The sequence below is a fragment of the Vulgatibacter incomptus genome (genome assembly GCF_001263175.1).
Lineage (GTDB): Bacteria > Myxococcota > Myxococcia > Myxococcales > Vulgatibacteraceae > Vulgatibacter > Vulgatibacter incomptus.
The window spans coordinates 2,505,091-2,520,024 of sequence record NZ_CP012332.1 but is presented as its reverse complement, the minus strand read 5'-3'; the positions used below and the strand labels follow the sequence as shown (position 1 = coordinate 2,520,024).

At 69.8% G+C, this 14,934-nt stretch carries 12 protein-coding genes; 11 read left to right on the top strand and 1 reads right to left on the bottom strand.

Annotated elements, in window-relative coordinates; all coding sequences use genetic code 11:
- Positions 1–119: 119 nt before the first annotated feature.
- The 11 genes from AKJ08_RS10415 to rnr all read left to right on the top strand — a co-directional run bounded on the left by AKJ08_RS10415 (position 120) and on the right by rnr (position 14,625).
- Positions 120–1,664, top strand: coding sequence for an aldehyde dehydrogenase family protein (locus AKJ08_RS10415; protein WP_050726008.1), 1,545 nt, complete (start codon positions 120–122; stop codon positions 1,662–1,664).
- 143 nt (positions 1,665–1,807) lie between these two features.
- Positions 1,808–3,349, top strand: a complete 1,542-nt coding sequence (locus AKJ08_RS10410) for a TolB family protein (RefSeq protein WP_205624709.1) — start codon at positions 1,808–1,810, stop codon at positions 3,347–3,349.
- 132 nt (positions 3,350–3,481) lie between these two features.
- Positions 3,482–4,885 carry a dihydrolipoyl dehydrogenase gene (lpdA, locus tag AKJ08_RS10405; protein WP_050726006.1) on the top strand — a complete coding sequence of 468 codons (1,404 nt, stop codon included), beginning with the start codon at positions 3,482–3,484 and terminating at the stop codon, positions 4,883–4,885.
- Between the two features lie 65 nt (positions 4,886–4,950).
- On the top strand, positions 4,951–5,925 hold the full coding sequence (gene lipA, locus AKJ08_RS10400; protein WP_082343046.1) for a lipoyl synthase: 975 nt from the start codon (positions 4,951–4,953) through the stop codon (positions 5,923–5,925).
- A gap of 39 nt (positions 5,926–5,964) precedes the next feature.
- Complete coding sequence (locus tag AKJ08_RS10395) at positions 5,965–6,948, top strand: alpha-ketoacid dehydrogenase subunit beta (RefSeq protein ID WP_050726005.1); 984 nt, start codon at positions 5,965–5,967, stop codon at positions 6,946–6,948.
- A gap of 66 nt (positions 6,949–7,014) precedes the next feature.
- Positions 7,015–8,268 carry a dihydrolipoamide acetyltransferase family protein gene (locus AKJ08_RS10390; RefSeq protein ID WP_050726004.1) on the top strand — a complete coding sequence of 418 codons (1,254 nt, stop codon included), beginning with the start codon at positions 7,015–7,017 and terminating at the stop codon, positions 8,266–8,268.
- 86 nt (positions 8,269–8,354) lie between these two features.
- On the top strand, positions 8,355–9,605 hold the full coding sequence (locus AKJ08_RS10385) for a thiamine pyrophosphate-dependent dehydrogenase E1 component subunit alpha (RefSeq protein WP_082343045.1): 1,251 nt from the start codon (positions 8,355–8,357) through the stop codon (positions 9,603–9,605).
- A gap of 86 nt (positions 9,606–9,691) precedes the next feature.
- Positions 9,692–10,777 (top strand): lipoyl(octanoyl) transferase LipB, encoded by a 1,086-nt coding sequence (lipB, locus tag AKJ08_RS10380; RefSeq protein WP_050726003.1) that lies wholly within the window; start codon positions 9,692–9,694, stop codon positions 10,775–10,777.
- A 33-nt stretch (positions 10,778–10,810) separates the two neighbouring features.
- Positions 10,811–11,338 (top strand): helix-turn-helix domain-containing protein, encoded by a 528-nt coding sequence (locus tag AKJ08_RS10375; RefSeq protein ID WP_050726002.1) that lies wholly within the window; start codon positions 10,811–10,813, stop codon positions 11,336–11,338.
- Positions 11,339–11,586: 248 nt separating this feature from the next.
- On the top strand, positions 11,587–11,934 hold the full coding sequence (locus AKJ08_RS10370; protein WP_050726001.1) for a rhodanese-like domain-containing protein: 348 nt from the start codon (positions 11,587–11,589) through the stop codon (positions 11,932–11,934).
- Between the two features lie 60 nt (positions 11,935–11,994).
- The gene (gene rnr / locus AKJ08_RS10365; protein ID WP_050726000.1) at positions 11,995–14,625 is read left to right on the top strand and encodes a ribonuclease R; all 2,631 of its coding nucleotides are present in this window, start codon (positions 11,995–11,997) and stop codon (positions 14,623–14,625) included.
- An 84-nt stretch (positions 14,626–14,709) separates the two neighbouring features.
- Here the strand turns inward: rnr and AKJ08_RS10360 are convergent, their stop codons facing one another.
- Positions 14,710–14,913, bottom strand: coding sequence for a hypothetical protein (locus tag AKJ08_RS10360; protein WP_050725999.1), 204 nt, complete (start codon positions 14,911–14,913; stop codon positions 14,710–14,712).
- Positions 14,914–14,934: the final 21 nt, after the last annotated feature.

The following is a 14,934-nucleotide window of genomic DNA, read 5'->3' as shown; positions in this document are numbered from 1 at the left end:
CAGGCTGGCCAATATCCGGGCACGTCGTTTCCGACGCCGAGAGCGTCGCAATGGCGGGGCGCCGTTCGGCTGTTGCATGATCCGGCCTCCTCGTCTCGGCGAAGGCCCAAGGAGAAACGATGGAACCCCTCATCCGCCCCGCATTCGCCAGGCCTTCGAACCTCGTCGACGGCGCGATCCGCAACACGGAGCCGGCGACGGGTCGCCCCTTTCCGGACCTGCCGATCACCAGCCCGGCCGAGGTGCGGGAGGTCGTCGGGCGGGCGAGGGAGGCGCAGCGCCGTTGGGCCGCGCTCGACTGGGGCGAGCGCAGGAAGAAGCTCCTGGCCTTCCGGGATCGCCTGATCGCGCGCACCGACGAAGTCGTCGACCTCCTCGTCCGCGAGAACGGCAAGGCGCGCTTCGAGGCGCTCACCCACGAGATCTTCCCGATCGTCGATCTCACCAATTTCTTCGCGAAGCGGGCCCGCCGCGTCCTGCGCGACGAGAAGATCCCGCTCCACCTCTTCGGCCCGCTGAAGGCGAGTCGGCTGCGGCACGAGCCGCGCGGCGTGATCGGCGTCATCAGCCCGTGGAACTTCCCGTTCTCCATCCCGATGGGCGACGTGATCATGGCGCTCGCCGCCCGGAACGCCGTGGTGGTGAAGCCCTCCGAGTGGACGCCGCGGATCCTCCTCCTGGCAAAGGAGCTCCTGGTCGAGGCGGGGATCGATCCCGACCTCGTCGGCGTGGTCCCGGGCGGCGGCGAGACCGGCGCGGCGCTGGTGGAGGCCGACGTCGACATGGTGATCTTCACCGGATCGGTGGCCACCGGCCGCAAGGTCGGAGAGGCCTGCGGGCGGCGCTTGATCCCCTACGTCGCCGAGCTCGGCGGCAAGGATCCCGCCATCGTCCTGCCCGACGCTAACCTGGACCACGCCGCCCGGCAGGTGGTCTGGGGCGCCTTCGCGAATTCGGGGCAGATCTGCGCCTCGGTGGAGCGGGTCCTCGTCCACGAGTCGATCCACGACGCCTTCGTGGCGAAGGTGGTCGAGCTCGCCAGCGCCGTGCGCCAGGGCGATCCGGCGGCGGCAGGCGAGGCCCACGTGGACGTGGGCGCGATGGTCGTCCCCAGCCAGGTGGACCTCGTCCAGCGCCAGCTCGACGACGCGAAGTCGAAGGGCGCCCGGATCCTCGTCGGCGGCGGCGTCCACGGCGAGGGCGGGGCGCGCTTCATCGAACCCACGGTGCTCGTCGATGTCACATCCGACATGGAGATCTGGCGCGACGAGACCTTCGGACCCTGCCTGCCGATCCGACCGTATCGCGACGTCGAGGAGGCGATCCGCGAGGCCAACGACAGCGCCTTCGGCCTCTCCGCCTACGTCTTCTCCCGGAGCGTCTCACGTGCGGACGCAGTCGCCCGGCGCCTCGAGGCGGGCACCGTGATGATCAACGACGTTCTCTACACCCACGCTCTCCCGGAGACGCCTTGGGGCGGGGTGAAGCAGTCGGGGATCGGCAGGGTCCACGGCATCCAGGGCCTCAAGGATCTCTGCGAGGTCCGTCACGTCAACCGGCCCCGGTTGCCGATGGTCCCCCTGTGGATGTTCCCGTACCGCGAGCGCACCTTCCGCGCCTTCCGCTACGGGATGCGCAAGCTCTTCCGAGGCCCGCTCGGCTGACGATTCTTTGAAGAAATTCAGAAGGATCACAGGGCCGGAGGACCCCGAGCTTCCCCCAAATGGCGGGATCCTGACCCACGTGAATAAAACTTGAACTCGCTCGTCTCCCGCTACGATCAATCGTAGCGGGAGGGACGATGCGCGTGTCCAAGTGGGTGGCTGGGCTCGTAGTTTCTGGGTTTCTGTCGACGGGAGCGGGCTGCGGCGGCACATCCGAGCCGCCTGCCGAGGTCGCGGTCTCCGATTGCGAGCTCGGGCGGGAGCTCTGTGCCTCTCGGCGAGTCCTGGGCGCTGGCGATGTTCTCGGATTTCCCGTGGACGCGGATCGGCTCCTGGTTCGCACCGCCGACGGGCTGGAGGAGTGGAGGCCGGCGACCGGCGAGAAGACGTTGCTTCGCGCGGGCGCTTGGGACCAGCTCTACGTGGAGACCTCGCGCGGCCTCGAGCGCTGGGAGCCGAATGGTGTGAAGACCGTGGTGGGACGGGGCTCGTCTCCGGGCCGGATCCGGACGGTTCTCCTTGGGCAGGTCGACCCGAGCGACCACAGCTCCAAGCTGTTGTTCTGGGATTCGCTCCTTGGAGAGCGCTACCTCGAGGTCTCGGAGCGCAGGTCCAACCCATTGCTGGGCATCTGCGGGAACGAGGTTTGGCTCGACACCGGCTGCCCCGGCGCGAAGGTAATCGACCTGGCCACGAAACGGGAGACCGCCTTCGAGAAGGACTGTGGCCTGCGGGTTCCCCTCGAAGAGTTCATGCCGTACAGCTCGTTCTCTGGCGATTGCGGGTCGCTCTACTTCCTTTCAGAGGCGCAGACTCTCGTTCGTCTCGACGTTCAGACGGGTCTCCAGACGGATCTCGACGGCCGGCTCTTCCACACCGGGAACGGATCGGGCGGCGTGGCCTTCCTTTCGGCGACCCCCTACATGTCGGGCCGCACCATGGTCGGCGCGTCCTTGCGCGTCGCGCCCTCGGCTCTCGCTTCGGTGCGGGAGATCGCGTCCGACGTCTACCTCTTCTCCTTGTCCCCTGATGGCAGCTCCGTGGCGTGGACCTCCGGGGCTTCGTTCGGTGACCCGGGAGCCCTGCAGCTCACACGGCTCTCTGATGGCGATCGTACCATCCCGCTCGCCCCCTCCGCCCACGCCCCCTACTTCTCGGTCGACGGCTCCATGATCGCCTTCGTCGCGAAGGTTCCGGACGGGCAGGGGCGTCGAAGCGATCTCCGCGTCCATGAGATCGCATCGGGCAAGACCTGGGTCGTCGAACCCGAGGCAGACGTTCGCGACTGGAGCAGCTTTCGAATCTCGACGATGCCGGAGCCGAGATTCTCGGACGACGGTCGTTTCCTGGTCTTCGTCGCTTCGTGGAAAGGCGCGGTCCACGCCTTCGATCGAGATCGGGAGCTCACCTGGGCGCTCACGGACGTCGACGAGGCGTTCGTCGGAAACTTCGAGTTCGGAGATCAGGGGCGGCTGGTGGCCTTCGCTGAGTACGAGTTCAACGGGAAGGACCGGCTTCGCCGCTCCGACTGGGAGGCCCGTCTCCGCCTCGCGGACCTCCGACAGCCCGGGTCTCCGAGACTGGTGGCAAGTGCTTCGCGAATTGAGAAATACGCCGTCGCTGCAGGCGGCTTGGCCTACGCCGACGGCGGAAAGGTCGTCTTCCAGCCGCTGAGCACGCGGTAGCGCGGAGGGCCCGCGCCCGCCTTTCGCGGTTCGCACGCGATGGCGCGGCGCGGCACGCCCCTTCTGCTTGACGGTCTACCGCCCGGAGCGTTAGCTACCGCGTCCAAAACCGATCTTTCGGGAGGCTTCGCCTTGGCTGACGTTTTCGATGTGGCAATCCTGGGCAGCGGTCCCGGCGGCTATGCTGCCGCCATCCACGCGGGACAGGCGGGGCTGAAGACCGTCCTGATCGAGAAGCAGAAGCGGCTCGGCGGCACCTGCACCCTCGTCGGGTGCATCCCCACCAAGGCGCTCCTCCACTCGGCGGACCTCGTCGAGGAGATCCGCGACGCGGCCGAGCACGGGATCCAGATCTCGGGCAGCCCCAGCGTCCACATGGCCGGGGTCCTCGCGCGCAAGAACAAGATCGTCGACCAGAGCACCAACGGCGTCAGCTTCCTGATGAAGAAGAACAAGGTCACGGTCGTGACCGGCTTCGGGAAGATCGCCGGCAAGGGCAAGCTCGAGGTCGCCGGCGAGGGCGGGGCGAAGCAGGAGATCCTCTTCAAGAAGCTCATCGTCGCCACCGGCTCGGTGGTCCGCGAGTTCCCGGGCCTCGAGTCCGACGGCAAGGTCGTGCTGAACTCGGACCAGATCCTCGACCTCGACCGCGTGCCCAAGAGCCTGATCGTGGTGGGCGCCGGCGCGGTGGGCATGGAGTTCGCGTCGGTCTTCGCCGCCTTCGGCAGCAAGGTCACCATCGTCGAGCTGCTGCCGCACCTCCTCCCCCTCGAGGACGAGGAGATCAGCAAGGAGATCGAGCGCGCCTACCGCAAGCGCAAGATCGACTTCCGCGTCGAGACCAAGGTGGAGAAGCTCGAGCGCCTTTCCGGCGGGGTGAAGGCCCACCTGGCCTCGAAGGACGGCAAGACCGAGGTGATCGAGGCCGAGATGCTGCTCTCCGCCATCGGCCGCAAGCCGGTCACCGAGGGGATCGGCCTGGAGTCGGTCGGCGTCAAGACCGAGCGCGGCTTCATCCCGGTGGATTCGATGATGCGGACCTCCGCGGACGGCATCTACGCCATCGGCGACGTGGTGCCGACCCAGATGCTCGCGCACCTGGCGACCCAGGAGGCGCTCCTGGCGGTGGACGACATCGCCGGCAAGAACCCGCAGCCCCTGCGCTACGACCGCTGCCCCGGCGCGACCTACTGCTCGCCGGAGGTCGCCTCGGTGGGTCTCACCGAGAAGGCCGCCCGCGAGAAGGGCTACGACGTGAAGGTGGGCAAGTTCCCCTTCGCGGCCATCGGCAAGGCCCGGATCCTCGGCCAGACGCAGGGCATGGTGAAGATCGTCTCGGAGAACAAGTACGACGAGGTCCTGGGCGTCCACATCGTGGGCCCCCACGCGACGGACCTCATCGCCGAGGCCTGCGCGGCGCTCCGCCTCGAGAGCACCACGGAGGATCTCGCGAAGACGATCCACCCGCACCCGACGCTCTCCGAGATCATCGGCGAGGCCGCCCACGCCACGCTGGGCCACCCGCTGCACATCTAGTCGTATCAACTGGGCCCCGCTCCGGCGGGGTCCGATTCGAGCATCCGGGGAGGGATGAGGCGCAGATGAGCGAGAAGCTGGTCGCGCTCGGCACGCCGCCCGCGCAGAAGGCGGCGAAGCCGAAGCAGAAGAAGCCCGAGTGGCTCAAGGTCCGCCTGCCGAGCGGGGCCACCTACGAGAAGGTGAAGGCCACCCTCCACGACCTCAAGCTCCACACGGTGTGCGAGGAGTCCCGCTGCCCGAACGTGGGCGAGTGCTGGGGCGGGGGCACCGCCACCGTGATGGTGATGGGCGACACCTGCACCCGCGGTTGCCGCTTCTGCAACATCGCCAGCGAGAAGCGCCCGGCGCCCCTGGATCCGGACGAGCCGCGCAACCTCGCCACGGCAGTGGCCCAGCTCGGCCTCCACTACCTCGTGGTCACCTCGGTCGACCGCGACGACATCCCGGATCAGGGCTCGTCGCACTTCGCGGAGTGCATCACGGAGCTCCTCGCCCGAACGCCGAGCACGATCCTCGAGGTGCTGATCCCGGACTTCACCGGGCGGACCGACTTCCTCGACAAGATCGGCCTCGCGAACCCGGCAGTGATCGCCCACAACATCGAGACGGTGGAGCGGCTCACCCCCACCGTGCGCGACCGCCGCGCCGGCTACCGCCAGTCCCTCGAAGTTCTGCGCTACGTGAAGCAGACCTACCCGCACATCCACACCAAGTCGTCGATCATGCTCGGCCTCGGCGAGCAGGAGGACGAGCTCCTCCAGGCCTTCCGCGACCTGCGCGAGGTTGGGGTGTCGGTGCTCACCCTGGGCCAGTATCTGCAGCCCTCGCAGTGGCACCTGGAGGTGAAGGAGTTCATCACCCCCGAGCGCTTCGCCGAGCTGCAGGCGATCGCCGAGGGGATGGGCTTCCTCTACGTGGCCTCGGGGCCGCTGGTCCGCTCCTCCTACAAGGCAGCCGAGCTCTTCGTCGCCGGCCTGGTCAAGCGCGACCGCGAGGCGCGCCAGGTGACCTCCTTCGGCGTGCCCATCGCCGGATAGCGGTTGACTCGGACCCGTCCCTCGACGAGGAATCCCTCCATGCCCGTTCTGAACCTACTCCAGGCTGTCAACGACGCCCTGCGCACCGAGATGCGCAGGGACGATCGCGTCGTCGTCCTCGGCGAGGACGTCGGCAAGTTCGGCGGCGTGTTCCGCGCCACCGCCGGCCTCTACGAGGAGTTCGGCGAGAACCGCGTGATCGACACGCCCCTCGCCGAGGGCGGCATCGTCGGCGCGGCCATCGGCATGTCCCTCTACGGGATGCGCCCGGTGCCGGAGGTCCAGTTCGCGGACTTCATCTACCCCGCCTACGACCAGATCGTGAGCGAGCTGGCCAAGTTCCGCTATCGCTCCGGCGGCCAGTATCCCTGCTCGATGGTGATCCGCACGCCCTACGGCGGCGGCATCAAGGGCGGCCTCTACCACTCCCAGTCGCCGGAGTCGGTCTTCATCCACCACGCCGGTCTGAAGGTGGTGGTCCCGTCGAACCCCTACGACGCCAAGGGCCTGCTCCTCTCCGCCATGCGCCAGGAGGATCCGGTGCTCTTCATGGAGCCGAAGCGGATCTACCGCGCGGCGAAGGGCGAGGTGCCGGAGGAGGACTACACGGTCCCCCTCGAGAAGGCCGCGCTCCTGCGCGAGGGCGACGACGTGACGGTGATCGCCTGGGGCGCGATGCTCCACGAGGCGGTCGCCGCGGTGGACGAGGCCGAGAAGAAGTCCGGCATCCGCTGCGACCTCCTCGATCTCCGCACCCTCTGGCCCCTCGACATCGACGCCGTGGTGGCGTCGGCGAAGAAGACGGGCAGGGTGGTGGTGGTGCACGAGGCGGCGCGCACCTGCGGCCTCGGCGCGGAGATCAGCGCCCTGATCCAGGAGCGCGCCTTCGTCCACCTGGAAGCCCCGGTCAAGCGCGTCACCGGCTGGGACACCCCGTTTCCCTATACGCTCGACGACGCGTATCTTCCGCGGGCTCCGCGGATCCTCCAGGGGATCCACGACGTGGTCGAGTTCGTCGCCTAGCCATTTTTCGTCGGCGCCCGCCGCGGCAGCCGGCTCTAGCAATCGCAGCAGGGAGAGATGCAACCCATGGCAAAGTTCGAGTTCAGGCTCCCGGACATCGGCGAGGGCGTCGTCGAGGGCGAGATCGTCAAGTGGCTGGTGAGCGTCGGTGACACCATCGCCGAGGACCAGGCGCTGGTCGAGGTGATGACCGACAAGGCCACCGTGACCATCCCGTCGCCGAAGGCCGGCAAGGTCGTGGAGCGCCACGGCAACGAGGGCGAGATCGCCAAGGTCCACGGGACCCTCGTGGTCCTCGAGACCGAGGGCGGCGCCGCCGAGGCTCCGGCTCCTGCCGCCGCCCACGCCGCCGCTCCCGCGCCCGCCGCGGCCGCCGCGCCGAAGGCGGCGCCTGCAGCGGAGGAGGGCCGGCGCGTCCTCGCCACGCCCGTGACCCGGCGCATGGCCCGCGAGCACGGCGTCAACCTGGCCGCCGTCGTCGGCACCGGCCCCCAGGGTCGGGTGACCAAGGAAGACCTCCTGGGCTTCGTCTCCGGGGGAGCCGCGAACCAGGCCGTCCCCGCGGCGCAGCCGGGCATGCAGCTCCCGCCCGCGCCGGCCGTCGTCGCCACAGCGGCGGACCAGCGGATCCCGATCCGGGGCCTGCGCCGCAAGATCGCCGAGAACCTCGTGCGGTCGAAGCAGAGCGCGCCGCACTACCACTTCGTGGAGGAGGTCGACGCCACCGACCTCGTGGCCCTCCGCGACCGCCTGAACGCCAAGCTCGCCAAGAGCGGAGAGAAGCTCAGCTTCCTGCCCTTCATCGTGAAGGCCGTGATCGGCGCCCTCAAGAAGAACCCCCGCTGCAACGCGGTGATGGACGAGGCGGCCCAGGAGCTGGTGATCCGCGGCGAGTACAACATCGGCATCGCCGTCGCCACGGACGATGGCCTGGTGGTGCCGGTGATCCACCACGCGGACAAGCTCTCGATGCGCGAGATCGCGAAGGAGATCGTGCGCCTCTCGGACGCCGCGCGGAATCGCAAGCTCTCCCAGGCGGACATCGGTGGCGGCACGTTCACGATCACCTCCCTCGGGCAGACGGGCGGGCTCTTCGCCACGCCGATCCTGAACCACCCCGAGGTGGCGATCATGGGCGTGCACCGGATGCGCAAGCGGCCGGTGGTGAACGACGCGGGCGAGATCGTGGTGCGCGACATCATGAACCTCTCGTGGGCCTTCGATCACCGGAACGTGGACGGCGCCGAGGGCGCGAAGTTCGCGTACGACGTGATCGATCTCGTGACCGATCCCGACAAGCTGATGCTCGAGATGGCCTGACGGTCGATCGCCGCCAGCGCGCCGTGCGCGCGGCGGTGAAGAGGCGGGGTCTTTTGCGGTCCCGCCATCCTTTGGAGGATTCGCCGATGGCAAAGGCGGTTGGAAGGTCGAAGGCGGCGAAGGCGCAGCCGGCAGCAGCCCCGAAGGCGAAGGCAGCCGCCGTCGCGAAGGCGACAAAGGCGCCGGCCGCCGCTGTGGCCGCGAAGGCGAAGGCCGTGAAGGCGCCGCCCGCTCCGAAGGCGAAGACGGCGGGCGCGCAGCCGATGATGGCGAAGACCGCCCGCGGCGCCGATCGCGCGAAGGGCGTGGGTCTCCCGGACGACGTGGCCCTGCGCCTCTACCGCTCGATGCTGCGGATCCGCACGGTGGACGAGCGGATGATGACCCTGCAGCGCCAGGGCCGCATCGGCTTCTACGGCGCCTGCACGGGCCAGGAAGCGGCCTACCTCGCGGCGGCCATCGCCCTCGAGCCCTCCGACTGGATCTTCCCGGCGCTCCGCGAGTCCTCCGCGATGCTGATGCGGGGCTTCCCGCTCGTGCCCTACCTGGCACAGGTCTTCGGCAACGCCCTCGACGAGACCAAGGGACGGCAGATGCCGTCTCATCCGGCTTCACGCAGCGTGAACCAGGTCTCCTGGGGGAGCTGCATCGGCACCCAGCTCCCGCAGGCGGTGGGCGCCGCCTGGGCGGCGAAGCTCCGCGGCGACTCCACGGTGGTCCTCGCCTTCATGGGCGACGGCGCCACCTCTGCGGCGGACTTCCACACGGCGCTGAACTTCGCCGGCGTGTTCAAGGTGCCGGTGGTCTTCATTTGCCAGAACAACCACTGGGCGATCTCGATCAGCACCAAGGGCCAGACCGCCTCCGAGACCTACGCCATGAAGGCGGCGGCCTACGGCTTCCCCGGCGTGAAGGTCGACGGAAACGACGCGAAGGCGGTCTACGCCGCCGCCACCGAGGCGATCGCCCGGGCCCGGCGGGGCGAGGGACCGACCCTCCTCGAGTGCGAGACCTACCGCATGGGCGCGCACTCGTCCTCGGACGATCCCTCGCGCTACCGCGACCAGGCCGAGGTCGACGCCTGGGCGAAGCGCGATCCCATCCAGGCCCTCTTCCGCGAGCTCTGCGAAGGCGGCCTCTGGAGCGAGGAGAAGGACAAGGCGCTTCGCGACGAGCTCCTCGCCGAGGTGAACGAGGCGATCGCGGCGGCGGAGGCCGGGCCGGATCCGGAGCCCGAGACCCTCTTCGACGACGTCTTCGGCGAGCTGCCGTGGCACCTGCGCGAGCAGCGCGACGAGTGCCTGGCCTCCCTCGCCCGGGAGAAGGCAGGGGCCTGAGTCGGCGAATGCCAGGCCGTCCGCGTGCGTTCGAGCGTCGCGGACGGCAGGCGGAGCCCGCTCGTCCGCGGTTTCGGTGAATCGAGATGGATCGCAAGCTCGTGGTGCGGCGCCTCGGCCGCGTGGAATACGAGGACGGCCTCGCCCTCATGCAGGCGCTGGCGAAGGCCCGCGACCAGGGCCGCGCGCCCGACACGCTCCTCCTCCTCGAGCATCCCCCGGTGCTGACGATGGGCCGGGCGGCGAAGGCCGCCAACGTGCTGCTCTCGCCTGACGAGCTCGCGGCGAAGGGAGTGGAGGTCTTCGAGACCGATCGGGGCGGTGACGTCACCTACCACGGCCCTGGGCAGCTCGTCGGATACCCGATCTTCGACCTCAAGCCCGACCGCCAGGACGTGCGGCGCTACGTGCGCGGCGTCGAGGAGGCGATGATCCGCACCCTCGCCGGCTACGGGATCACCGCCGGCCGCGTCCCCAAGTGGACGGGCGTATGGGTCGGCGGCGAGGAAGACCCCGACGCGGTGAAGATCTGTGCGATCGGCATCCACATCAAGAAGTGGATCACGACCCACGGCTTCGCCCTGAACGTGATGCCGGACCTCTCCCACTTCGGCATGATCGTCCCCTGCGGAATCGCGGAGCGCGGGGTGAGCAGCATGTCGCAGCTCCTCGGCAAGCTGATCGATCCCGACGAGGTCGCGGTCCGGGTGGCCCGCGAGTTCGGCGAGGTCTTCGAGTGGCCGCTGGAGGAGCGGGGCTTCGACCTGCGCACGATCTCCGTCGCGGTGCTGCGCGAGGGCCGGAGCGGGCCCGAGGTGCTCCTCCTGCGCCGAACTCCCGAACGGGGCGGTTTCGAGCAGATCGTCACCGGGCGGATCGAGGCCGGCGAGGACGCGGCCCACGCGGCAGCGCGCGAGCTGGGGGAGGAGACGGGTCTCTCGGTCCCCGTCACGGATCTCCGCTACATCCACGCGTTCGGCTTCGGCGACGAGCCCCTCTTCGTCCAGGAGCACGCCTTCGCGGCCTGGGCGCCCCGGGACGCCGCGGTGCGGATCGATCCCGCCGAGCACGTGAGCGCTGCCTGGCTCCCGCTCGAGGAGGCCAAGGCGGCGGTCCCCTTCAGGGGGCTGCGCCGGGCGATCGACCTTGCTCTGCGGCATCGTCCCGTTTGACAGGCCTTGATCGCGCCGCTATCTCTGGATGACGTGGAGACGGATACGTCCATTCCTTCTGAGGCGACACTCAGTACCGGCGATCTCGCCCGGCGCTCGGGTACGACGCTGCGGACCGTCCGCTTCTACGAGGAGGCGGGGCTCCTCGAGCCTTCGGTCGTGGGCAAGGGCGGCCGCCGGCTCTACACCGAGGGGGACCTCGAGCGCCTCACGCTGATCGCCGATCTGCGGGAGCTCGACCTCTCCATCGAGGAGATCCGCGAGCTGCTGCGCATGCGCGAAGGCTGCACGAGCGCGCCGGAGCTATCCGAACGCTTCGGCTCCGCGCTCGCCGAGCAGCTCGATCGGACCCAGCGCAGGCTGGCGGCGCTCCATCGGCTGAGCGCCGAGTTCGACGCCGCGCTCCGTGCCCTCGGGAGCTGCCGATCCTGCAGCACGCCGGTTCCCGCGCACGCCTGCCCGTCGTGCGACGTCCTTTCGCGCTCGGAGACCCCGCGCATCATGAAGGTCGTCGTCGGCGGGCCTTCCGTGCCGCCTGCTTCCAGCGGCGGCGACGACTGAGGACGGCTTCGACGCTCCGGACGTAGGGCGGATCGCCCGCCTGGCGCGCGGCCGCTCTCTTTCACGCCCGTCGAGCCGCCAGCTGCACGCCCGCCCGGATGCGCGCCCCGATCGCGGCGCACGAACCCGGCGGATGCGGCCTCTTCGTCACGTGAACAAAGTCATGGTCAGGGCCGGCTCGGGACGGGGCGGCGGCATCGAGAGTTCCTGGGCGAGCGCTCGGGCCGGCCCACAACCTGGAGGCGTTCATGCAGGTCGCGCAGGGCGGGCTCGCGTTCACGATGATCCATCCAGACGAGCTCCGCAGGAGGCTGTCGTACGGAGAGCGCTTCGCCGTGATCGACGCACGCTCCGAGTCGTCGAGGCGATCGAGCGGCGAGACCATGCCAGGGGCCATCCGCCTCCCCGCCGATGGGATCCTCTCGCACAAGGCGGAGATCCCGCGGGGCCGCTCGCTCCTGCTGCTGGCCGATCTCGCGGCGCAGGAGTCGGTCGCGCTCGAGCTCCTCGGTGACGGCTACGCCGACGTCTTCCTCATCGAGGGGGGCTTCGACGCCTTCCTGAGGGCAGGAGGCCCCACGGAGCCGATTCGCTGAAGGCGAGCCGACGGTGAATCCTCTTCCCGCTTCCTGCGAATCGTGCGCATGTAGGAAGCAATGCCAAGAGACGAAGCGATTCTGGAGGCGGTCGATAGGGGGAGGGGCGAGCTCCTCTCCGCCCGGCAGATCGCCGAAAAAGCCGGGATCCACCCCGGCGAGTACACCGCGCTCAAGCGCCGGCTGCGCGAGCTGACCCGCGCCGGGACCCTGGAGCGCGATGGCCGACGCTTCCGACGCGCGGTCTCGGGCGCGCCCGTGGTGGTCCGCGAGCGGCCGAGGAAGGCGCCGCCCGAGGCGGGCGCCAGGCCAAGCCCCAAAGCGGCCGAGGCGGGCGCGAGGCCCGGACCCAAGGCGATGGAGGCGAGGCGCGAGGGCCCTCCCGCCCGCCCGTGGAAGCAAGAGAAGCCCGCCCGCCGTGAGCGTGCCCCGGCGCCGCGCGGCGAGCCCGGAGCGAGGCCCCGGGGCGTCAGGGAAGAGGGGGGACGCCCGGCTCGAGGCGCCGGCGAGGTCGTCGGCAGGCTCACCCTCCGGCCCGAGGGCTACGGCTTCGTGAAGAGGCTCGAGGGCCCCGAGGGCGACGATGTCTTCCTGCCTCCCCATGAGCTCCGCGAGGCCATGGACGGCGACCTCCTCCGGGTGCGCGTGGTCCGCGGCAAGTTCGGCAGGGACGCCGGCGTGCTCGTGGAGATCGTCTCGCACCGGCGCCGGAACTTCCTCGGCACCCTCGAGCTCCGTGGGAAGGCGGCCTTCGTCACGCCGGTGGATCCCACCCTGCCGCGCTTCGTGTCGGTGAAGCCCATTCCCGAAGCGAAGGCCGGACAGGTGGTGAAGGTCGCCATCACCTCATACGCCGACGAGACCGGCGCCCTCCGCGGCACCATCGAGAAGGTGGTCGGAGAGCCCGGCGACCCGATCGTCGAGGTGCTGGAGGTCGCGTACGCGAACGGCTTCTCCGAGGACTTCCCCGACGAGGTGCGGCGGGAGGCCGAAGCCGTTCCGCCCGAGGTCTCGGAAGCAGACCACGCGGGCCGCCGGGATCTGCGCGAGCTGCGCCTGGTGACCATCGACGGCGAGGACGCCCGGGACTTCGACGACGCGGTCTTCGTCGAGAAGCTGCGCAGCGGCTACCGGCTGGTCGTGGCGATCGCCGATGTGGCGCACTACGTCACCCCGAATACGAGGCTGGACGATGAGGCCGTCTCGCGGGCCACGTCGGTCTACTTCCCGAACCACGTCCTGCCGATGCTCCCGGAGAACCTCTCGAACGGGATCTGCTCGCTGAACCCCGGCGTGGATCGGCTCTGCATGGTCTGCGACCTCGCGCTCGATCGCGAGGGCAAGCCGGTGGAGGCGGAGATCTACGAGGGGGTCATGCGCTCCCACCAGCGCTGGACCTACGAGAAGGTCGCGGAGGTCCTGGCTGCCCCGCCAGCCCGCGGGCGCCCCCTCGAGAAGGACCTGCGCCTGGCCGGCGAGCTCGCGGCGAAGCTCCGCCAGCAGCGCACCAAGCGGGGCGCGCTGGACTTCGACCTCCCGGAGTCCCGCGCCATCCTCGACGAGCACATGCTCCCCACCGCGATCGTCCGGCGCGAGCGCAACGACGCCCACCGGATGATCGAGGAGTTCATGCTCGCCGCGAACGAGGCGGTGGCGCGCTACTTCTCCGAGCGGGAGCTGCCGTCCGTCTATCGCGTCCACGGCGAGCCCGATCCGGAGAAGCTCGAGAACTTCGCCCGCCTCGCCACGGCGGTGGGCTTCTCCTTCGACCTCGAGGAGGGGATGCCCCCCACGAGGCTCGGCGAGCTCCTGCGCGCCATCGAGGGGACCCCGCAGCAGCGCGCGCTGAACACGATGCTCCTGCGGTCGATGATGCAGGCGGTCTACCAGCCCGAGAACATCGGCCACTACGGCCTGGCGGCAGAGCACTACCTCCACTTCACCTCGCCCATCCGCCGCTACCCGGATCTCCTCGTCCACCGCCTCCTCAAGGAGCACTGGGCGCGGGGCGGGAGCGCGCCTCGGGGCCACGAGCTGGCCGCGCTGGAGGAGCGCCTCGACGGGCTCGCCGCCCAGTCGTCCGAGAGGGAGCGGGCCGCCACCGAGGCCGAGCGTGAGATCGATCAGTACTTCAAGTGCCTGTTCGTGCGGGACCGGGTCGGCGAGGCGTTCGACGCCACCGTGATCTCCGTCACCGACTTCGGCTTCTTCGCCGAGCTCGACGAGCTCCCGGTCGAGGGCCTGGTCCGGGCCGAGGAGCTGGGTACGAGCTGGGAGCTGGACGAGGAGCGCTACCGCCTGGTCTTCCCCGCCACGGGGCGCGCCTTCGGCATGGGCGATCGGGTCCGAGTCGAGATCGCCTCGGTGGATCTCGCGAAGAGGCAAATCAGCCTCGCTCTCCTCGTCGGTGAGGAGGAAGGCGAGGCGCCGGTCTTCCCCGAGACTCCCTTCGGCCGCGTCGGGACCTCGCCCCTCTCGATGGCGATCGCGCGGCAGACCCGTCGGGAAGGCGCGCGGAAGGCGGGCCCGCCGAAGCGAGGGGCGAAGCCGGAAGGGCGGGGCAGGACTTCGGCGAGACCGGCTCCCGCCCGAGGCGGGAAGGCTCCTGCCAAGGCCAAGGGCGGCAAAGCCAAGGGCGCCAAGACGAAGACGAGGCCCGGCAAAGGCGAGCGCTCGGCCAAGAAGCGCTGAGCGAGCGCGCGCCCGGCGCGGGAGGCGGCCCTGCGCCAACAGGGTCGCCGCCGTTGTCTCGGCTCGCGCCTTCAGGCGACTCGTTTATCGATCGATCTCGGGCTCGACGGGCTCGGCCGGCGACCGGGCGTTCCACGCCTCCTCGCCCGAGCTCTCGGGGATCCCCTTTTCCGCTGCCGGGATCCCTCGCGTCGGTCGCAGGAGCTCGGTCCAACCGCGGTCGGACAGACCCGTCGAGGTGGTGACGGCGAAGATCTTCTTGGCCTGTTTCGATTCCTGCTCCGACACGGCGCGCCCCTTATTGGGAAA